We start from the raw sequence: 19465 nt of genomic DNA on the forward strand, positions 1-19465 counted from the left end.
AGTGATCAAGGCGCTCGCGACGCTCGTTCGGGTGACTGCGCGAGAATGCGTCCATCGGTTCGAGGAGGCTCATCGGTGATCACGTCGTCGTCCCCGGCCGTCGTGCGGTATTACCTCGCGCTGCGGTTGACTCAGTTGCGTACCGACTGCGGGCTGACCAAACAGCAGGCCGCGCAGAAGATCGGACGCACCGGGCAGACCGTGGCCAACCTCGAAAAGGGTTTCAACGCGCCGACCCAGAGCGATCTCGAGAAGCTGCTGGAGGTCTACGGCGCGGCCGAGCAGTTCCCGGAGCTGCGGGAGTTGCTGCCCGTGGCGAGGAAGCGTGTCCCGAAGCGCTCCGCGCCGATTCCGGAGGATTACGACCTGCGCCTGAACCTCGAAGTGGATATGGCCAGGCTCGACATTCTTGGTGCCTCGCTGATCCCCGGGCTCCTGCAGACGCCCGACTACGCGGCAGCGGTCTTCCGGGCCAATCCGAACTGCTCGGACGAGGAGATCCAGCAGCTTGTGGACGCTCGCATGGAACGCAAGAGCATCTACACGAGAGCGGAGCGGCCGGTCGAGCTGCATGTGGTTCTCGACGAGAGCGTGCTGTATCGCTCTCGCGGGGGTGATGAGGTGATGCGGGGGCAACTCGACTCCCTGTTGGCGGTGGCCCGCACGCCATCCGTCGATCTCCAGGTGCTCCCGCTGGACGCAGGTTCCTACCTCGGAGAAGGAAGCTCGTGGACGATCATGACGTTTCCCGAGCCGCTGCGAGGGCATCCCGGCCTCGTCCACCTCGACCTGTTGGGGGAAGCTCGTTACGTCGACGATCGGGAGATGGTGGAGCTGTACCGGCGGGCGTGGCGCCACGTGCTCGGCGCGGCGGCATCACCGGAGCGTTCGCTGCAGAGGATTCGCGAGGCAAGGAGCAAGTACGGTGATCAGGGCTAAGCAGTTCTCCGGGTGGCGCAAATCAAGCCGCAGTGACCCGGAACGGGACTGCGTGGAGGTCGGTTCGGCCCCCGGCTGGGTCGGGGTGCGGGACAGCAAGTTGGGGGAGGCTTCTCCGGTGCTGGCGTTCACCTCGGCGCAGTGGCGGGCGTTTGTGGCCGGTGGTATGGCACGTCACTGACCGCGCACCCGGGTGCTGTCGGTGCTCGGTGGTTTCCTTCTCGACCGTGAGGTCGAAAGGAGACGGCGGTGGCCGAATCGGCGTTGGAGCGGCTGGCCGCGCGGTTGCGTGGCGTGCTGGTGTCGGTGGAGATTGCTCGGGCGGCCGTGCACAGCGCGGCGGAGTCGGCCGGTGAATCCCGCGACGGTCTTGTTGCGGCGACCTACGGCACGGAGGACGCCGAGCTGGTCGAGGGAATCGGCGGTGCGGCCCAGGTGGTGCTCGATTTGGAGTACGAGATCGATCGGGCCGATGCGGCCCGATCGCTGATCGAGCGGTACCTCGCTTCGTTGGGAGTGGACGGGTCGTCGCCAGGAGTCGAGGACGGTACCGGCGACGGGAGTGTTCCGGCCGCCGGGCGGCCGGAGTTCGGCAGTCCGGAGTGGGTGGCCGAGGTGGGCAGACGCATCGCTCCCGAGGAGGGCACTCACGTCACCACCGGAATCGGCTTCGACGACCACGGCACCGAAGTCGGGCGGATTCGCAGTACTGAGGATCATCTTGCGGAGCAAACGTACACGTTCCTCGCTGATTCAGTGCAGTTCCCCAAGCCACTGGGCTGGCGGGTCGGAGACAAGTTGGCGACTGTCGCTCACACCGAGACCAAGTTCGCGATGTGGATGCGGCAGCACGGCATCAGGAATCTGACAGTGGTCATCAACCACAGAAAGGTGTGCGGCCGGCCTCACGGTTGCCAGGTCGCTGTGCGCACGATCTTGCCGCGTGGCTCCACAATGACAGTGATCTCCAGCATGTCCGGGATACGATGGGAGCTGAAGGGAGTGGCCACACCATGATCCTGAATGCGGTACTCGACGACGGCTTCGAGTATGCCGAAACCCCCGAACAGGCGGATGCGTTGGTCAGGCGAGTCGTGAGTGAGCTGCGGTCCGGAAATCCATGGGTCAACATGGACGCGGGAGACGAGGTCACGTTCGTCCTCGGCGACCGGAAATACACAGATGAGGACCTGTTCGGCAATTGGGATCCGTATGGCGAGCTCCAGGTGACCGCCAATACGCGGACGGGGTTCGGTGCGGTGCGGTGGAATTATCGGTTCATGTCGTGCAGTGCCGAGCCGCCGTGGGATCCTCAGGTCATCGGGGATCCGGGGTTCCCGCGTTGGTATCACCCGCGCTACGTGATCCCGCTGGCTCGGGTGGAGGAATCCGTCCGGGAGTTCTCCCGCACGGGGGGACAGCGCCCGGGTTGTATCGAGTGGGCCGAGGACGGTGGCGACCACGATCGGCTGTATCTGGATGCGGTGCAGTACCGGGCGATGTTCCGGCACGCGGCCTGAGCGCCGCCGGAATGCGTGTCCTTTAGGCTTTCCGGGTGAGTCGGCAAGCGAGTCCCGGGAGGCAGACGGTGGCGGAAGGCGGCACGAACCCGCTGGTCGGTGTGGTCATGGGCAGCGACTCGGACTGGCCGGTGATGCAGGCCGCGGGCGAGGCGCTGTCGGAGTTCGGCGTGCCGTTCGAGGCCGGGGTGTACTCGGCGCACCGCACGCCGCAGCGGATGCTCGACTACGCGCGCGAGGCCGCCGACCGGGGAATCCGGGTCGTCATCGCCGGAGCCGGCGGGGCCGCACACCTGCCGGGCATGGTCGCCTCGGCCACGGTGCTGCCGGTGATCGGTGTGCCCGTCCCGCTGAAGCACCTCGACGGCATGGATTCTCTGCTGTCGATCGTGCAGATGCCCGCCGGTGTGCCGGTCGCCACCGTGTCGGTCGGCGGAGCCCGCAACGCGGGCCTGCTCGCGGTACGGATGCTGGCCGCCGACTCCGGGGAACTGGGTGCCCGCCTGCGCGCGGACATGGCCGGGTTCCAGGACGACCTCGCCGGTCTCGTGCAGGACAAGCACTCCGCGCTGCAGGACAGGATCACCGAGCATTCGCTGCAGGATTGAGGAGCAACGCCGAGTCGTGTTCGTGACGAGTGTCGAGCATCGGCGCGACGCTTACCGCACCCGACCGCTCTCGCCGCCTCAGCCGAGCTGATTGACCAGGACGGCCTCGTCGGCGACCCCGATCGGGCCGTGCCGGTCGAACAGCCGCGCCCGAGCCGTGCCGACGCCCGTGGATTCGGTGTCGCGCTCCATCTCCATGCCCAGCCACTCGCCGTCGAGCTCGCGATGCAGGTAGAGCGTGATGTCGGTGTTGATCCACGGGCCGACGCGCGAGCCCACGGGGCTGGCCGCGCTGATGCAGTCCACCAGGACCGCGGTGTGCACCAGCGGGCTCGGCGGCTCGTCCGGAAGCAGCGGCAGCGGCATCCGCATCCACGCCCTGCTGGGACCCCGGCTGCTCTGATCGGCGATCCAGCGGACCTCCACGACGTCGTGCACACCCCAGCGCAGTCCCAGACCGGCGGGCACCAGCGAGCCGTCCGGCACGCCGTCCGGGCCCGCGAAGGGCGGCGGCTGGACCGGTGCGGTCTCCCCGGTCTCGGAACGGTGCACGGCCTGCGCGACCGCGTGGGCCACCTCGGTGCCGTCCAGGGTGAGGCAGGCCTCGATCACCTGAAGGCGCTTGCCCGAGCGCAGGACCCGATGCGAGACCTCCAGCCCCCGGCGGGGAACCGGCCGCATCAGGTCGACGGTCAGCCGGGCGACCAGCCTGTCCGGGTCGTCGATCGCTTGCTCGATCGCGCGGGCGAGCAATCCGGCGACGGGACCACCGCCGGTCAGCTCTCCCCAGGGGTTACCGGCGGCCTCGGTCGGGACGAACAGGTCACCGTCGGGCAGGAAGAGACTCTGGTACTCCGACACACACCGATGCTACTCGACAGTAATTTCGAGCCGGACATGACTGCTCCCCGGCCGATCGCCGCCTGCCGGGTGATTCAGCCGCCGGTACCCAGCTCCACGGTGGTGCGCTCGTCGGAGCGGCGCTTGTCCAGCGTGCCGGCATCGGGATTGGTGATCTGCACCAGGGATCCCTCGGCCGCCAGCACGGCCAGGAGCCCGTCGATGACTCCCTCCGGCAGATCCCACTCCAGAGTGGACAGGACTCGGGCGTTCTTGTCGATGCCGAGTTCCGCGGCGCGCTGCCGCGCAGCAGCGACCACCTCGTCCACAGCGGATAATTTCAGTGCCGGTGTGCTGCCGGGAATCGGAGCCAGTGGCGTGAAGTCGTCGCCGTGCACCCGGACCTCGGAGGCGTAGTCCACGACACCGTCGGGCAGGTTCGTCGCCGAGGCCCCGAGAGGGTCCAGGCCGACCGCGGCCACCGTGCGTGCGCCTTCACCCGTACCGGGTGCCGAGGCCGGGACGAAGGCGGCTTCGGCCCCCGCGGAATCCTCGGTCACGTGCGCACCGCACCACCAGGCACCGAGCAGGATCCCCGCGGTCTGCCAGTGCGCGGGCAGGGACACCGCCACCGGCGTGCCCGGTTCGACGTCGAGTTCGTCGACCAGCCAGTTCGCCGTTTTCGCGGCCCAGTTGGCCACGGTGGCACGGGAAAGTTCGATGCGGGCTCCGGTGGCCTCGTCGTAGTGCGTGATCAGCGGCTTTGGCGATCCGGTGGTCAACAGCGGCGTGAGCAGTGCTCGGGTGACGCTCATGTCGGCAGGCTAACGCGGACTCCCGCGGCTCCGCGCCGCAGGAGTCCGCAATGCCCCGGATCCACGATCCTGCCCGACTCGCCCGTGTCCGGTGTCACTCCACGCAGGGAACTCCTTCTGCCGTGATCGGCTGCTTGTTCTGATCCTGCTCCGGCTGCTGTGCGGGCCGGGGATGGCTCTGCCGCGCACCGTCCAGCCGCACGGTTCGGTCACCGGCGAACCGCTGCCGCGCGCCGGGGCCGCTGTACTCACCGCTCAGGTAGACGGCCACACTGCCCGACTCCACGCTCTGGCTTTCCTCGGTGGGAAGTCCCCCGAGTGCGCGGGCGGCCAGCTTGGCGGCCTCCTGGCCGCCCGGTGGGTACCGCACGACCGACTGCGACATCTCCGAGTCGGCGTTGGCGCTGACGCCCTTGTCGAATCCCGCGCTGGTGAGGTCGTCGAGCACCCGGCCGGCGAGCCCGCCGATGTCGGAGGCGTTGTAGACGTTGACCGTGGTCCGGGAGCGGACCTTCTCCGCGGCGGCTGCGGCTCGCTGCCTGGCCTTGCGTTCGGCGGGCGGAAGCAGCAGGTTGTCGACGAAGCGCTGGACTTCCTGCCGATCGATCGTGATCGTGCCGGACTGCCCGGTGCGCTCCAGCGGGATGGTCTGGAACCGGATGTTGCCCGCGGCGATGCCCTGCATCTGCCGGGCGAAGCTGACGACATCCCAGTTCTTGTCCAGCACGATGGAGTCCTTGAGCGCCTCCATGAGATCGGACAGCTTCGCCGGATTGCCGAGGACCCCTTTGGACAGCATCTTCTTGGCCAGAGCGGACATGAACACCTGCTGGCGCACGATCCGATCGAGGTCACCGCGGGGAAGCCCGTGGCGCTGGCGTACGAAGGCCAGCGCATCCGCTCCCTGGATGGTCTGGGGTCCCGCCGGGAACACGGCGCCGGAGTACTCGCTGTCGTCGACCGGATCCTTCAGGCAGACCTTGACGCCACCGATGGCCTTGGTGAGCTTGTAGAAGCCGAGCAGGTTGACCTCGGCGTAGTGGTCGATGCTGACCCCGGCAATCTGTTCGATCGTGGTGATGAGGAAGTTCTGCGCGCGCGCGGTGGCCCGCTTCTCGACGGTTTTCGGATCGAGTCCCTGCTGGGTCAGCCTTTCCCTGGCTTCCGTCTTCGCCCGGGCGAAGGCGGAATTGAGTTTGTGCCTGCCGTAGTTCTCCGGCATCTCCACGCGGGCGTCGCGGGGGAAGGACACGGCACTGGCGCGTTCACCGCCGTTGGGAATCCGCACCAGAATCATCGTGTCGGTGAGGTCACCGCCCCCGTCGTCGCTGGCGCGGAGTTTGCTCAGGACCTCGTCGGGGAGCGGGTCGCCCTGGGCGTCGGTGCGGCTGTCGTTGCCGATGAGCAGGATGTCCGTCGCGCCGTCCGGTGCGCTCATGGTGTTGTTGATGGCGACGCTGCCTTGCAGGTCGGAGCTGAGGTCACGCAGGGTTCCCCAGGCGTATCCGGTCGTCACCAGGATGGTGACCGAGACCAGTGCCGCGATCAGCTTGGTGGCGCGGAATTTCCTCCGGGGCGGGCGCTTGCCGCTCGGTCGGCCCCGGTTGCGTTCTCGGGACCCGCCCGGCCGGGGTTGCCGGGCGACATTCGGCCGGGTGGCGTCCGGATCTCCGCTGTGTCCCTGCGGCGAGGCGCCCGGCTCGGGTCCGGGGCGGCCTTGTCGGGAGCCGTGTGCTGCTCGGGAGTCCGGTTCGTTCGGGAGAGGACCCGGCTGTCCGCCCTTGTGCCCGGGCGGAGGCGGTGAACCGGCCTGACGCGCCCCCGGAGGTCGATCGCCGGGCGGAACGGGCCTGCCGGGCTGTCCGGGTGGGCCACCTGGCCGCTGTGGCCGGTTGTCCACGCTGAATCCTCCTTGGGCCGCCTGTGTGGTTGCTGCACCGCCCCGCGGGGCGGGTACGTCCGTACCCCCCGTGCAGAGTAACGACGGTCACCACGGCATGTCGGCGGTGCCACCGTTCCGGCCCACCACCCGGGCCGAAAGCGCTACTCATACGGGTGACGTTCGGCGCATGCAGTGGGTTGCGTAGTCTCGGGGTGCCTGTGCGCGGCGGCGTGTCAGACTGCGGCTGCCCCTGCTGCCGAGGCGGTCATTGTCGAAGGGACGGCACGATGCGGGTTCTGGTCACCGGAGGAGCCGGTTTCATCGGCTCGCACTACGTCCGGCAGCTGCTGGACGGGGCATATCCGGCGTTCGCCGGAGCCGAGGTGACGGTGCTCGACAAACTCACCTACGCCGCCTCCGAGGAGAGCCTGCGGCCGGTTGCCGACCGGCCCGGCCTGCGCTTCGTCCGCGGGGACATCCGTGATCCCGCCCTGGTCGCCGAGGTGATGGACGGGGCCGACATCGTGGTGCATTTCGCGGCCGAATCCCACGTCGATCGCTCCATCGCGGGTGCCTCGGACTTCGTGCTCACCAACGTCGTCGGGACGAACACCTTGCTGAACGCGGCGGTGGCGGCCGGAGTGAGCAAGTTCGTGCACGTGTCCACCGACGAGGTCTACGGCTCCATCGAGGACGGATCCTGGCCGGAGGAGCACCCGCTCGACCCGAACTCGCCGTACTCGGCATCGAAGGCCGGTTCGGATCTGCTGGCCCGCGCCTACCACCGCACGCACGGTCTGCCCGTGTGCGTGACGCGGTGCTCGAACAATTACGGGCCGTACCAGCACCCGGAGAAGATGATCCCGCTGTTCGTCACCAATCTGCTGGACGGCAGGCAGGTTCCGCTGTACGGCGACGGCGGCAACGTCCGCGACTGGTTGCACGTCACCGACCACTGCCGCGGGATTCAACTGGTGGCCGAGTCGGGCAGCCCGGGTGAGGTGTACAACATCGGCGGTGGCACCGAACTGACCAACCGGGAACTGACCGGGAAACTGCTCGAGGCCGTCGGGGCCGACTGGTCGATGGTGTGCCCGGTCCCCGACCGCAAGGGGCACGACCGCCGCTACTCGGTGGACCACGGCAAGATCGCTTCGGAACTGGGGTACGCCCCCGGCGTCGACTTCGGTGAGGGCTTGGCCGAAACCGTGCGGTGGTATCGGGACAACCGGCAGTGGTGGGAACCGCTGAAGGCCTCGACAACCCCGACCCCGCCGGGGCAGGCCTCGACCGCTCGGACCGCGGGAGCTTCGTGATGCCGCGCCTGGCTGTACTGGTGCCCGGCGGCCGAGGACAGCTCGGCCGGGAATTGGCCCGGATCGTCGACGCGGACCGCAACGGCCTGGTGCACGCGCCGGGCTCCACCGAGCTGGACGTGGCCGACCCCGGTGCCGTGACCGACGCGGTCGACTCCTTCGCGGAGGCCGCCCGGGATGCGCGGCTGCAGCCCGTGGTGATCAATGCGGCCGCCTACACGGCAGTGGATGCCGCCGAGTCCGACCGCGACCGTGCCGCCGAGGTCAACACCCGGGGCGCGGCCCACCTCGCCGAGGCGTGCGCCGTCTCCGATGCGCCGCTGGTGCACGTGTCCACCGACTACGTATTCGCCGGTGATGCCCGCGAACCGTACGAACCGGACCATCCCACGGGGCCGTACACGGTGTACGGGCGGACGAAGCTTGACGGTGAGCACGCCGTCCTGGACTCCCGGGCGCGGGCCTGGGTGGTCCGCACCTCGTGGGTGTACGGGGCACAGGGCGGCAATTTCGTGAAGACGATGGCGCGCCTGGAATCCGAACGCGAGACGGTGTCCGTTGTGGATGACCAGATCGGATCGCCGACCTGGGCGGGCGACCTCGCACGCGGCCTGGTCGAACTCGCCGACCGTGCTGCCCGCGAGCAAGGCCCCGGGCGTCGGATACTGCACTGCACCAATTCCGGCCGGACGAGCTGGTTCGAGTTCGCCCGCGCGGTTTTCACCGAGCTCGGTGCCGACCCGGATCGCGTGCACTCCTGCTCCACCGCGGAATTCCCCCGCCCGGCCCCGCGCCCGGCGTTCTCCGTGCTGTCCGAGCGCGCCTGGATCGAGGAGGGCTGCACACCGATGCGGCCGTGGCGGGAAGCGCTTGCGGAGGCCTTCGTCCGGGACGGCGGCGCGCTGCGCGCACGCTGACCATTCCGAGGTGCACGGGCGCGGTTTTTCGGTTTCGCTCTTGGCGCGCCGGGCGGTGTGGTGGGATGTACGCCGTGGCCGAGATCGAGAGCGAGGACGAGCCCCACGGGACCGGGCGTTGTGCCCGTGATGCCGTGCTGCCGGCGGTGGTGGCCGTCGTTGGGCGGTTCCGGAGACGGAACCGACGCTGACTCGCGCGCCGAAAGGTCGGCAGAAGGAACAGGAGGAACGCTCGTGACAACGCCCTCAGCCGATCCGGACGCGATGCTGGCCGGATTCCGGCAGCAGATCGAAGCGAAGATGCAGCAGGCCCAACGGATTCAGGACGCCGCCACCGACGTTCAGGTGTCCTTATCGGACCGGGACGGTTCGGTCACGGTGACGGTGGTACCGCCGGCGACATGGAGCGGATGGTCAAAGCCGACACCGAACCGTGGCACGGACCCGCCATCGACGTGTACAAACTCGTGGCCGCGGGGGAGGCGAAGCTCATCGAGGGAGCTTCGGCCGCGGCGAGCGCGGTGGGCGCGGTGGGCGCGGCGGTCTCGGGCGCGGGCATCGCGGTGCAGGTTGTGCGCACGACCGTGCGTGATCTGATCGCCGAGGCGATGTCCGACCTCGTCCAGTGGCTCACCCGCTCGGCGATCGCGGCCGGGGTGACCCTGGGGCTGGCGACACCCCTGCTGGTGGCGGATGTGATCCGGATCGTGGCGAAGTGGTCCAACCGGGTGGCCGAGTGGCTGGAAAAGATCGTGCGGTCCATTCAGAACCTCGCCGAGATCGTCAAGAAGATCAAGCCCGCGCTGGACAAGGTCACCAGCACCATGGAACCGGTGCAGAACGCCGGGAAGAAGGTGCAGCGTGGCATCGGACGTACGGGACTCGACGACTTGTCCACAGGCCAACAGGTCGTTCGTAATACGGCCGCCCTCGGCAGCACCTACGACGAGCAGGCCTATTGGAAGCACACCACTGGCCAGGAGCACTAGAACACGTTGCTCTTGTGGTGTTCCTCGGGGGCATCGTCCTTCGAGAAAGTGAAGAGGGGCCATGCGCATCGTTCGAGATATTTTCCTGGTCGTTGTGGGCATCGTGTTGTTTCTGTCCAACATATTCCTTGTCTTTCCTTTCTTCGGGATGAGCACGCTCGGTTCCGAGGTCACGGCGCGCGGTGTCGCCGTCGCGAAGCAGTGTCGCTTCTCGGGGCCGGTCACGGAAACCAGGTCGCCGGAACGGGAATTCATGACCGGCTGGTGGTGGATCTGTGATGCGCGGGTGCGCTGGGACGACGGCCGAGTGGAGATGCGGGAGATCGTGTACTCGCAGCTCACCGATGCCGATATCGGTCGCGAAGTCGAGGTGGTCGCGCGGGAGGAGATCGCCTCGCGTGCCGGTGCGACTCGTTCCGTGGTCTATCGGGCCGATTTCGAGCCGAAGCCGGTCTGGGCCGGTGTGGCGATGGTGGTCGTGAGCGTGGTGGGCCTCTTCGTCGGTTTTCCGGGTGCATATCGGCTGGTGCGCCGGATACAGGGGAAAAGTCCGGAATTGCCGAAAACGTAGTGTTCGCTGCGGTCCTACGGTCGGCCACGCGTCGCCCGCGCCGTATGGCACGGCAGAATGACACCGTGACCGACTCGCGCAGCTACGGCGACGAACTCGCCGTCGTCACCGTGACCTATTCGCCCGGGCGCACCCTGGAGCGGTTCCTGGACACGTTGCCCAAGGCCACCGACCGGCGGGTCCGGGTCGTCCTCGCCGACAACGGGTCCACCGACGGCGCACCCGAACGCGCGGCCGAACGGCCGGATGTCGACCTCGTGCCGATGGGCGCCAACCTCGGCTACGGCGCGGCGGCCAACCGGGGGATGGCCGAACTGGGCGAGGAGTACGGGTGGGTCGTCGTGGTCAACCCGGATGTGGAATGGGGCGCGGGCTGTCTGGACGAGCTGCTGGCCGCCGCCGCGCGCTGGCCCCGCGGAGGTTCCTTCGGGCCGCTCATCAGGGAACCGGACGGCAGCATCTACCCCTCGGCCCGGCTGCGGCCCTCGCTCGGCCGTGGCGCGGGACATGCGCTGCTGTGCAAGGTCTGGCCGTCCAACCCGTTCAGCCGCGCCTACCGGCAGTCGGAAGCGGCTCTCGCCGAGCGCACCGCAGGATGGTTGTCCGGTTCGTGCCTGTTGGTGCGGCGCGAGGCCATGGATTCCGTCACCGGGTTCGATCCCCGGTATTTCATGTACTTCGAGGATGTGGACCTGGGGGATCGTCTGGCTCGTGCGGGGTGGCTCAACGTCTACGTTCCCTCCGCCGAGATCGTGCACATCGGCGGGCATTCGACGTCCCGGGTCTCGGCCCGGATGCTGGCCGAGCATCACCGCAGCGCCTACCGATACCTCGCCGACCGGTACCGGGGCATGGTGTGGACGCCGCTGCGCCTGGTGCTGCGCGCGGCACTGGAGATGCGTGCGCGCATCGCCGTGCGCCTGAGCCATCGCGAGCGGTGAATCCGGCAGTGGGTGGATCTCACCTCGGCGAAGCCGGGTACTGCCGTGCTGTCGGTGAATCCGAGGGGGCGGGTTCCCGGGAGGTGCCTTGAGACCCGTACGGGTTCGGTGGCGCGTTCTCGTACCCGGGCGACTGCGGGGACTGTGCCTGCGGCGACTCGGTCCAACCGTGCTGAAGCTGCCCGTACCGGGGCGAGTCGTACCGGAGCTCCCCGGATGGGGGCCTGCCGTACCGGGGGAGTTGCCCGTGCTGGGGAGGCGGGTCGTGCGGATGCCCGTGTTCCGACCGCTCGGACATCCCCCGGCCGTGCCGAGCATCGATGTGGGGAGCGCCGTGCTGAACCCGGTCGTGGTCCTCGGAGGGCCATTCGGTGCCCGGCGGCTCGGCACTCGGGGAACCGGTCTGCGGGGACGGTTCCTGCGGCGAGGAGTGAGGCAGGACCACCGTGGAGTCCGGATCGCGGTCGGCCTCGTCGATGAGCTCACGCGGAATGCGTACCGTACTCGACGCATCCATCGGCGAGGTCGCGCTGTCCGGTGTGACGACGAACGCACCACGCGCCCTCGCATGGGCGAGTGTGTCGTCGGCTCGGTTGCGCGGGTCCATGAGATGCCCTCTCAATACTTCGCCGGTCGGCGTGTGTGGCCGCAGCGCGGCATCGGCCTTTCCGGCATGGTCGCCGGGTTCGTGGGCGGCTCCGTACCGGGGCCATCATGGCAGGGGGCCCGGTCCACGATGACGCTGCTCCTGCCAGAGTATTCCTCATGGGTTCACTCGTCAGGGGCTTCGACCGGGGAAGGAGGAGAGACGGAACATGTCGGCTGGTCCGACCGGTCCGGATGAGTCCGCCGCTCTGCACGGGGTAGAGGCCGTGGTGCTCGTGGGGGGACTGGGTACGCGGCTGCGCCCGCTCACGCTCTCGGCGCCGAAGCCGATGTTGCCCACGGCGGGCGTCCCCTTCCTCACCCACCTGCTCTCGCGTATCCGCGCGGCGGGGATCACCCATGTCGTGCTGGGAACCTCCTACCGGTCCGAGGTGTTCGCCGAGCACTTCGGTGACGGCTCGGCACTGGGACTGGAACTGGAGTACGTCGTCGAACAGGAGCCGCTGGACACCGCGGGTGCCATCCGCAACGTGGCCGGCAGGTTGCGCGAACAGGACATCGTGGTGTGCAACGGCGACATCCTCTCCGGCGTGGATCTGCCCGGCCTGGTGCGCACCCACCGGGACCACTCCGCCGACGCGACGCTGCACCTGGTCAAGGTCGACGACCCGCGCCGATTCGGCTGCGTGCCCACCGACTCCGACGGCCGTGTGACGGCGTTCCTGGAGAAGACCGACGATCCGCCGGTCGACCAGATCAACGCGGGCTGCTACGTCTTCCGGCGCCCGGTGATCGAGGCGATCCCCGCGGACCGTCCCGTGTCGGTGGAGCGTGAGACGTTCCCCGGCCTGCTGGACTCCGGCGCCCGGCTGCAGGGACACGTCGACGCCGCGTACTGGCTGGATCTGGGAACACCGGCGGCTTTCGTGCGTGGCTCGGCGGACCTGGTCCGCGGTGTGGTGCCCTCGGAAGCGTTGCCCGCAGGCGGGAGCGAGGCGCTCGTGCTCGACGGGGCGCACGTGGCGCAGGGCGCCGCGGTCACCGCAGGCAGCACCGTGGGGCCGGGCTGCGCGGTCGAGCAGGGTGCCGAGGTCACGGGATCGGTGCTGTTCGCCCACGCCCACGTGGAAGCCGGTGCCGTGGTGGAGCGCAGCGTGATCGGTGCCGGTGCCCGCGTCGGTGCGGGAGCCGTGGTGCGCGGCGGCGTCATCGGTGACGGAGCGGTGGTCGGCGGTGGCTGCGAGCTCCTCGACGGTGCCCGGGTGTGGCCCGGTGTGGAGTTGCCCGCAGGGGGTGTCCGGTTTTCCCATGATTGCTGATCCGCGGCGATGAACGAGCCCGCTGTCCGGACCTGGCGGCCGGAATCCGCTCTCGCCCTGGCCGCCGTGCTGGATCCGCTGCGCCGCGGCACGGGCGATCCGGCGCTGCGGGGCGATGCCTCGGGTGCTTTCTGGCGGGCGGCCACGACGGTGGACGGCCCGGTGACGGTGCGATTGACCGGGCAGGATTCCGGGGTGCGCGCTGCCGCGTGGGGACCCGGCGCTGCTGCCGCGCTGGCGAGCGTGCCCGGCCTGCTCGGGGCCTGTGACGACGACACCGGTTTCGTCGCGAGGCACGATGTCGTCGCGCGGGCACAGCGCGGCGCACGCGGGCTTCGGCTGTGTTCGACGGGCCGGGTGTGGGACGTGCTGATGGCGGCCGTGCTGGAGCAGAAGGTCACCACCCGTGAGGCATGGCGCTCCTGGCGCGAGCTGTGCACACGGTTCGGCACTCCGGCGCCCGGGCCGGCACCCGAGGGGATGCACGTGCCGCCGGATCCTCGGCAGGTCCGTGCCATCCGGGACTGGGAGTGGCACCGCGCCGGGGTCGACGGTGCCCGTCGTCGCACGTTGATCGCCTCCGCGCAGCTTGCCCGGCGGCTGGAGCGCGCCGTCGAACTCGGCGGTACCGAGGGGCGGCGCCTGCTGCAGCACGTGCCGGGAGTCGGGCCGTGGACGGCGGCGGAGGTCGCGCAGCGGGCGTGGGGTGATCCCGACGCGGTCAGCGTCGGCGACTTCCACCTGCCGAAGATCGTGGGTACCGCTCTGGTGGGGCGGCCGCTCGACGACGAGGGCATGCTCGCAGCGCTCGCCCCGTACGCGGGGCATCGCCACCGTGTCGTGCGCTACCTGCTGGCGGCGGGAGTCTCCCGGCCTCGTACCGGGCCTCGGATGCCCGCCCGCGACTACCGCGGGATGTGAGAGGCGGTGCCACCTGCAGAAGATTGCATCTTCTGCAAAATGCAGATACTCTGACTGCATGGCAGTGATGACTATTCGCAATGTGCCGGACGAGGTGCGCGAATTACTCGCTCGTGCTGCGAAGCGGAACGGGCAGTCTCTCCAGAACTACCTGCTGTCGATGCTGGAGCGAGAGGCCCGGTTCTCACGGAATGCCGAACTTGCGGAGATGGAGCCGGTCGGCGGCGGCTTGCTCAGTATGGACGAGATCGTCGAAGCAGTTCGTTCCGCTCGTGGTGAAGCACCGGGATCAGGTGGTCAAGCGGGTGTCGCGTGATCGTCGTCGACACTTCGACTCTCGTTGCTTTCTACTTGGGAGCGAACCACAGCGGCCCCAAAGTGCGGAAGGCACTGGGCTGCGACACCCATTGGGCAGCACCCGTACACCAGCCGGCCGAAATGCTCAATGTGCTCCGCGGGCTGGTGCTCGGGCGCAGGATCAGCAAGGAGGACGCCGCCGGTGTACTCGACAGATGGTCCAGCACCTACATCGAAAAGCTGCCGTTCAGCTCGGCTGTGATAGAGCGTGTTTGGGAGCTGCGAAACAATGTCTCGGCCTACGACGCGGCCTATGTGGCGGTGGCCGAAATGCATGAGCTTGCTCTCGTGACAGGCGACGGTCGCCTGGCAAACGCACCGGGCATCCGGTGCGAGCTGCGGCTGGTTCGGTGATTTCTCCGAATTCACCTTGCCAGCCGTGCCCGGGCGGCGGCCATGAGCGGGCCCAGGTCCGAGCCGTCCGGCAGGGATTCCAGGGGCCACCAGCGCAGGTCCAGTGACTCCTCGCTGCGGACCGGCTGAGCTCCCGCCGGTGCGTGCACGAGGAACCGAACGTCGAAGTGCCGGGTCGGCTTGCCGAGCGAGCACGTGATCGGATGCACGTCCAGGTGTACCGGCACCGGATCCACGATCAGACCCTCCATACCGGACTCCTCGGTGGCTTCCCGCAACGCCGCGCCCGCCAGGGTGGTGTCGGTGGATTCGCAGTGCCCGCCGAGTTGCAGCCATCGCCCCACCCGCGGATGCAGGGTGAGCATCGCGTGTTCACCCGCCGCGTCGACCAGCACGGCCGAGGACGTCACATGCCCGGGCTCGCACGCGCGCAGGCACGCATCCGCCCGCGCGTCGAGCAGCGCCAGGAAGGCATGCCGCAGCGCATCCTGCTGCGGTTCCCGTGGTGTCCATGTGTCGAGAGTGTGCCGGGCATCGGTGTGCGGCCCGCTCACAACTCCACCAGTCCGTCGTCGAGGTCCCGGGGCGGCCGGGGACCGGTGTCCTTCTCGGTCGGATGCCCGGCAGCGACCGCACCCAGCGGTTCCCACGATTCCGGCAGATCCAGTGTCGCGCGCACGACCTCCGGGCAGAACAGCGTGGACGACACCCAGCAGGAGCCGAGTTCCTCGGCGGCCAGCGAGACCAGCAGGCCCTGCACCGCCGCGCCCCCCGCGACGGTGAACATCGACCGTTCCGCGTCGCTGCGACGTTCGTCCGGATACTCGTGCGAGCCGTCCCGCACCAGGAACGGCACGATCACCTCCGGTGCCGCGTACAGCAGGTCCCCGCGCCCGACACGGCGCTGCGCCCGTTCCTCCGACATCCCGTCGGCCCGCAGATCCTCCAGCCACGCCGTGCGCATCGCATCCAGCAGTTTCCTGCGCAACGGCCGGTCACGCAGCCACACGAAGCGCACCGGCCGAGTGTGGTGCGGTGCCGGGGCCGTCAGCGCGGCACCGACCGCGCGGCGCAGAGTCCCGGGATCCACCGGCTCGTCGGTGAAGGACCGCACCGAGCGGCGCATCAGCACCGCCTCGCGGCGTCCCTGCGCCAGTGCCTCGGCCGTACCGAGATGGAAGAGGTCGTCATCGACCGTCCGCACGAGGTCGCGCGCGCAGGACCCGTCGTCCTCGCTCGTGAAGCCCCGGACGACTCCGACCGGAATGCTGCCGAGCTTGCCCTTGACCAGATCGGCCGCACCGGCGATCTCGTCGCCAACGGCGACCTCGGTGACCGCGAGTTCGTTGCCCTGGGCATCGAGATCGCCCGCATAGCGGTGGATCACTTCGAGCCCGCTGGAACCGATCGCGACGTCGGTCTGGCCCATCCGCCAGGCCCGGCCCATCGTGTCGGTCACCATGACCGCCACCTCGACCCCGAGGTGCTGCCGTAGCCCGTCACGCAGGCGCCGGGCCGAGGCATCGGGATCCTCGGGCAGCAGCGCGATCCGGTCCTGGGCGACGTTGGAGGCGTCCACGCCCGAGGCCGCCTGCACGATCCCCAGCTTGTTCTGCGTGATCAGTGTCCGTCCGCGCTGGGCGAGGACGTGCGTGGCCTCCGACAGGACGTACTCGCGGCGCAGCGCGTCGCGTTGTTCCGGATCCAGTGGTGCCCGGATCACCCGGCCTTCCACTTTGGACACCACTTTGCTCGTGACCACCACGATGTCGCCGTCGGCGAGCCAGGGCGCGGCAGCGGCGATCGAGGCGGCGAGATCATCACCGTGCTCGAACTCCGGAAGGCCGGGTACGGCGAACAGGTGCATTCCACTCGTGGCGGCGTGGTCGCTCATCGTGCCCCTTCCGGCGCAGGCAGCCCGGCGATCTCGAAGGCCACGCGGACCATCTCGGCGGTGGCTTCCACATCGGACATCAGCAGCGGTACCTGGCGGACCGCGACACCGGGGACGTCGACGTTGTCGCCGCGATGGACCAACCAGGCATCGAGGATGCCGCCCGTGGCGCGCGCGCCGTAGTGCCTGCCGACCGCCTCGGCCGTGCTCTCCACCCCGATCGCGCTCAGACAGGCATCGGCCATGCCCCGCAACGGGCGCCCGCCGATGATCGGTGACAGCCCGACCACCGGTGCCGTTGCCGCGTGCAGAGCCGTGTCGAAACCCGGTACCGCCAGCAGAGTACCGATGCTGACCACGGGATTGGAGGGGGCGACGAGGACGACGTCGGCCTGTTCCAGCGCCTCGGCCACACCGGGGGCGAGCTGCGCCTCGTCGGCGCCGACCGGCACGATCGTCTGTGCCTTCGGTTCGGCGCGGTGGCGCACCCACCACTCCTGGAAGTGCACCGCGCGGGGACCCTGCCCCTGCGGGTCCTCGATGGCGACGTGGGTCTCCACGCGGTCGTCGGTCACCGGCAGCAGCCGCACCCCCGGGCGCCACCGGTCGCACAACGCCTCGGTGATCGCCGACAGCGGGTAGCCCGCCCGCAGCATCCGCGAACGCACCAGGTGGGTGGCGATGTCGCGGTCACCGAGGCCGAACCAGCTCGGTTCGGCACCGTAGGCGGCCAGTTCGGTCGACACCGACCAGGTCTCCTCGGTACGTCCCCACCCCTTGTCGGAGTCGATGCCGCCGCCCAGGGTGTACATGCACGTGTCCAGGTCCGGGCACACGCGCAGACCGTGCATCCACGCGTCGTCACCGACGTTGACCACAGCCGTGACCTCGTGTGGTGACGGCTGTTCCGGCTCGCCCACCGGGGGCATCCCCAACGCGTGCTTGACGCCCAGCAGGAAGCGCGCCCCGCCGAATCCGCCGACCAATACTGCGACCTTCACATCCGGCATCCTCCCACGGCCGGTGATGGGCACCGTCGCGAACCTCGCCCCGGCTGTGCAGCGGCCCACAGGCGCGGGCGGGTGCCCGGCTTGCGAGCGAAAGCGGCGCACCGGCTCATTGCCAGAAGCGGAACAGGGAGTCCCCGATGAGGGCATGAAGGCGATCGCCGCCGACCAGGTCGAAGAACCAGAAGGCGAACGAGAAGAACGCGACTCCGGCGCCGGGAATGCCGATGATGACGGCGATGATGACCAGGGGAGCCCACGGCCGCGCCTTCTCCCCGAACCGGCGTGCCGGGCCCGACAGCCACGGCTCGATCGCACCGTAGCCGTCCAGGCCCGGAATCGGCAGGATGTTCAGCACGAATCCGATGACCTGGAGAAAGGCCAGGTACGACAGTCCGGCGGCGAGGCCGATCGGCATGCTGAACGTGGCGACGGCGGCGGTCAGCCCCACCCCGAGAAGCAGGTTCATCAGCGGCCCCGCCAGCGACACCGTCGACTCGATCCGCCGCCCCCGCAGCGCGGAGTGATTGATCCACACCGCGCCGCCCGGCAGCGGGATTCCGCCGATGGCCACGAACAGCAGCGGCAGGACGATGCTCAGGACCGGGTCGGTGTAGCGCCGCGGGTCCAGGGTCAGATAGCCCTTCGCGCGGACCTCGCGGTCGCCACCGCGAAACGCCGTGATCGCGTGACCGAATTCGTGCAGGCACAGCGAACTCGCCCACCCGCCGAGCACGATCAGCACGACGCCCGCGATGCGCGCGACGGAGTTGTCCAGGGTCGCCAGGAAACCGCCCGCGACGGTCGTGCCGAGCAGGGCCAGGAAAATCGGGCTGACTCGCATTGCGGTGTTGTTCACCCCACCAGTCTCCCTGCGTCGTTCAGCAGGCAGGGAAACGCATCAGGTGGTATCCCTAGATCAAGGATCATGCAGGCGCAGCGGACGGAGTACCCATGCTCGTCGAGGGAGTCTCTCCGTCCGCTGAACGGACCAGGGGCGTGCGCTCCATGGCGGAGTGGCGCTGTCCCCCTACGGACTGTTTTTGCTTGACCGCAAGGAGCTACACGGGTGTAATCACGACGGTGTCATTCTTCGCTGAAACGGCTGGCGTGTGAGGGAGCACGCAGCGATCAGCTTGCTGGCTGGCAAGCCGTGTGGTGAATCGGCCGGGTATTGGGAGCCCCTGCCGGTGAACTCATCGGCAGGGGCTCACCGGGAATTCGCGAGTGGGTCCGGCGGCGGAGAGGAGTCGGTCTCCGCCGAATGTGAGATCGATAGGAGTGCTGATCGAGTGAGTCCCGAATGCCCTGGGGAGGGTTCGCGGGACCGGGATCGATCGGGGGAGGAACACACATGCTGCATACAGGGGAAGGCCTTCTCATGGAGCGGGGGGAGTCGCACGGAACCGAATCGAATGTCCTTGCCGAACTGTTCGAGATGGGGGAGGAAGAACAGGAATGGCAGGAGCGCGCCCTGTGCGCTCAGACGGATCCGGAGGCGTTCTTTCCGGAAAAAGGGGGGTCCACTCGGGAGGCCAAGCGCATCTGTGCCGGGTGCGAGGTCCGCTCCGAATGCCTGGAGTACGCGCTCGAGCACGATGAGCGGTTCGGGATCTGGGGCGGCCTCTCCGAGCGGGAACGCCGCAGGCTCAAGCGCCGCGCCGGGTAG

23 protein-coding genes are annotated in these 19465 nt (G+C 68.9%); 15 read left to right on the top strand and 8 right to left on the bottom strand.

Annotated elements, in window-relative coordinates:
- Positions 1–75 precede the first annotated feature (75 nt).
- From DFQ14_RS19775 to purE, 5 genes are all read left to right on the top strand, one after another.
- Positions 76–939 (top strand): helix-turn-helix domain-containing protein, encoded by an 864-nt coding sequence (locus tag DFQ14_RS19775; RefSeq protein ID WP_158546729.1) that lies wholly within the window; start codon positions 76–78, stop codon positions 937–939.
- Positions 926–1120 carry a DUF397 domain-containing protein gene (locus DFQ14_RS19780; RefSeq protein WP_114454840.1) on the top strand — a complete coding sequence of 65 codons (195 nt, stop codon included), beginning with the start codon at positions 926–928 and terminating at the stop codon, positions 1118–1120. The genes DFQ14_RS19775 and DFQ14_RS19780 overlap by 14 nt, the downstream gene beginning before the upstream one ends.
- Positions 1121–1188: 68 nt before the next feature.
- Positions 1189–1956 carry a DddA-like double-stranded DNA deaminase toxin gene (locus DFQ14_RS19785; protein ID WP_114454841.1) on the top strand — a complete coding sequence of 256 codons (768 nt, stop codon included), beginning with the start codon at positions 1189–1191 and terminating at the stop codon, positions 1954–1956.
- Complete coding sequence (locus DFQ14_RS19790; RefSeq protein WP_158546730.1) at positions 1953–2459, top strand: Imm1 family immunity protein; 507 nt, start codon at positions 1953–1955, stop codon at positions 2457–2459. Before DFQ14_RS19785 ends, DFQ14_RS19790 begins: the two co-directional genes overlap by 4 nt.
- A gap of 107 nt (positions 2460–2566) precedes the next feature.
- A complete protein-coding gene (purE, locus tag DFQ14_RS19795) occupies positions 2567–3067 on the top strand; it encodes a 5-(carboxyamino)imidazole ribonucleotide mutase (protein ID WP_114454871.1) in 501 nt (166 codons plus the stop codon).
- A 78-nt stretch (positions 3068–3145) separates the two neighbouring features.
- On the opposite strand, the gene DFQ14_RS19800 is transcribed toward purE, so the two are convergent.
- The 3 genes from DFQ14_RS19800 to DFQ14_RS19810 all read right to left on the bottom strand — a co-directional run bounded on the left by DFQ14_RS19800 (position 3146) and on the right by DFQ14_RS19810 (position 6238).
- The gene (locus DFQ14_RS19800) at positions 3146–3928 is read right to left on the bottom strand and encodes a thioesterase family protein (RefSeq protein ID WP_114454843.1); all 783 of its coding nucleotides are present in this window, start codon (positions 3926–3928) and stop codon (positions 3146–3148) included.
- A gap of 74 nt (positions 3929–4002) precedes the next feature.
- Positions 4003–4722 carry a TIGR03089 family protein gene (locus tag DFQ14_RS19805; protein WP_114454844.1) on the bottom strand — a complete coding sequence of 240 codons (720 nt, stop codon included), beginning with the start codon at positions 4720–4722 and terminating at the stop codon, positions 4003–4005.
- A gap of 94 nt (positions 4723–4816) precedes the next feature.
- On the bottom strand, positions 4817–6238 hold the full coding sequence (locus DFQ14_RS19810; RefSeq protein WP_246195783.1) for an LCP family protein: 1422 nt from the start codon (positions 6236–6238) through the stop codon (positions 4817–4819).
- 653 nt (positions 6239–6891) lie between these two features.
- Between DFQ14_RS19810 and rfbB the strand changes: the two genes are divergently transcribed.
- From rfbB to DFQ14_RS19835, 5 genes are all read left to right on the top strand, one after another.
- Positions 6892–7920 carry a dTDP-glucose 4,6-dehydratase gene (gene rfbB, locus DFQ14_RS19815; RefSeq protein WP_114454845.1) on the top strand — a complete coding sequence of 343 codons (1029 nt, stop codon included), beginning with the start codon at positions 6892–6894 and terminating at the stop codon, positions 7918–7920.
- Complete coding sequence (gene rfbD, locus DFQ14_RS19820) at positions 7920–8837, top strand: dTDP-4-dehydrorhamnose reductase (protein ID WP_114454873.1); 918 nt, start codon at positions 7920–7922, stop codon at positions 8835–8837. The genes rfbB and rfbD overlap by 1 nt, the downstream gene beginning before the upstream one ends.
- Before the next feature lie 401 nt (positions 8838–9238).
- Positions 9239–9826 (top strand): hypothetical protein, encoded by a 588-nt coding sequence (locus DFQ14_RS19825; protein WP_114454846.1) that lies wholly within the window; start codon positions 9239–9241, stop codon positions 9824–9826.
- A 61-nt stretch (positions 9827–9887) separates the two neighbouring features.
- A complete protein-coding gene (locus DFQ14_RS19830; RefSeq protein ID WP_114454847.1) occupies positions 9888–10397 on the top strand; it encodes a DUF6346 domain-containing protein in 510 nt (169 codons plus the stop codon).
- A gap of 65 nt (positions 10398–10462) precedes the next feature.
- The gene (locus DFQ14_RS19835; protein ID WP_246195782.1) at positions 10463–11338 is read left to right on the top strand and encodes a glycosyltransferase family 2 protein; all 876 of its coding nucleotides are present in this window, start codon (positions 10463–10465) and stop codon (positions 11336–11338) included.
- Between the two features lie 19 nt (positions 11339–11357).
- On the opposite strand, the gene DFQ14_RS19840 is transcribed toward DFQ14_RS19835, so the two are convergent.
- The gene (locus DFQ14_RS19840) at positions 11358–11945 is read right to left on the bottom strand and encodes a hypothetical protein (protein ID WP_114454848.1); all 588 of its coding nucleotides are present in this window, start codon (positions 11943–11945) and stop codon (positions 11358–11360) included.
- Between the two features lie 208 nt (positions 11946–12153).
- On the opposite strand from DFQ14_RS19840, the gene manB reads away from it, so the two are divergent.
- Genes manB through DFQ14_RS19860 form a run of 4 tightly spaced genes read left to right on the top strand, consistent with a single transcriptional unit; the run spans position 12154 to position 14895 of the window.
- Complete coding sequence (gene manB, locus DFQ14_RS19845) at positions 12154–13263, top strand: mannose-1-phosphate guanylyltransferase (protein WP_114454849.1); 1110 nt, start codon at positions 12154–12156, stop codon at positions 13261–13263.
- Between the two features lie 9 nt (positions 13264–13272).
- Entirely contained in the window at positions 13273–14184 is a 912-nt protein-coding gene (locus DFQ14_RS19850; RefSeq protein ID WP_179951626.1) for a DNA-3-methyladenine glycosylase family protein, read from the top strand.
- 58 nt (positions 14185–14242) lie between these two features.
- Entirely contained in the window at positions 14243–14500 is a 258-nt protein-coding gene (locus DFQ14_RS19855) for a FitA-like ribbon-helix-helix domain-containing protein (RefSeq protein ID WP_114454850.1), read from the top strand.
- Positions 14497–14895, top strand: a complete 399-nt coding sequence (locus DFQ14_RS19860; protein WP_114454851.1) for a type II toxin-antitoxin system VapC family toxin — start codon at positions 14497–14499, stop codon at positions 14893–14895. Before DFQ14_RS19855 ends, DFQ14_RS19860 begins: the two co-directional genes overlap by 4 nt.
- An 11-nt stretch (positions 14896–14906) precedes the next feature.
- On the opposite strand, the gene DFQ14_RS19865 is transcribed toward DFQ14_RS19860, so the two are convergent.
- The 4 genes from DFQ14_RS19865 to DFQ14_RS19880 all read right to left on the bottom strand — a co-directional run bounded on the left by DFQ14_RS19865 (position 14907) and on the right by DFQ14_RS19880 (position 18655).
- Positions 14907–15449, bottom strand: coding sequence for an NUDIX hydrolase (locus tag DFQ14_RS19865; RefSeq protein ID WP_114454852.1), 543 nt, complete (start codon positions 15447–15449; stop codon positions 14907–14909).
- The gene (locus DFQ14_RS19870; RefSeq protein ID WP_114454853.1) at positions 15446–16789 is read right to left on the bottom strand and encodes a coenzyme F420-0:L-glutamate ligase; all 1344 of its coding nucleotides are present in this window, start codon (positions 16787–16789) and stop codon (positions 15446–15448) included. The genes DFQ14_RS19865 and DFQ14_RS19870 overlap by 4 nt, the downstream gene beginning before the upstream one ends.
- Entirely contained in the window at positions 16786–17790 is a 1005-nt protein-coding gene (gene cofD, locus DFQ14_RS19875) for a 2-phospho-L-lactate transferase (protein WP_114454854.1), read from the bottom strand. The genes DFQ14_RS19870 and cofD overlap by 4 nt, the downstream gene beginning before the upstream one ends.
- Before the next feature lie 115 nt (positions 17791–17905).
- A complete protein-coding gene (locus tag DFQ14_RS19880) occupies positions 17906–18655 on the bottom strand; it encodes a site-2 protease family protein (protein WP_114454855.1) in 750 nt (249 codons plus the stop codon).
- A gap of 579 nt (positions 18656–19234) precedes the next feature.
- On the opposite strand from DFQ14_RS19880, the gene DFQ14_RS19885 reads away from it, so the two are divergent.
- On the top strand, positions 19235–19465 hold the full coding sequence (locus DFQ14_RS19885; RefSeq protein ID WP_170206393.1) for a WhiB family transcriptional regulator: 231 nt from the start codon (positions 19235–19237) through the stop codon (positions 19463–19465).

It is taken from the genome of Halopolyspora algeriensis, from assembly GCF_003337235.1.
In the GTDB taxonomy this organism is placed as follows: domain Bacteria; phylum Actinomycetota; class Actinomycetes; order Mycobacteriales; family Pseudonocardiaceae; genus Haloactinomyces; species Haloactinomyces algeriensis.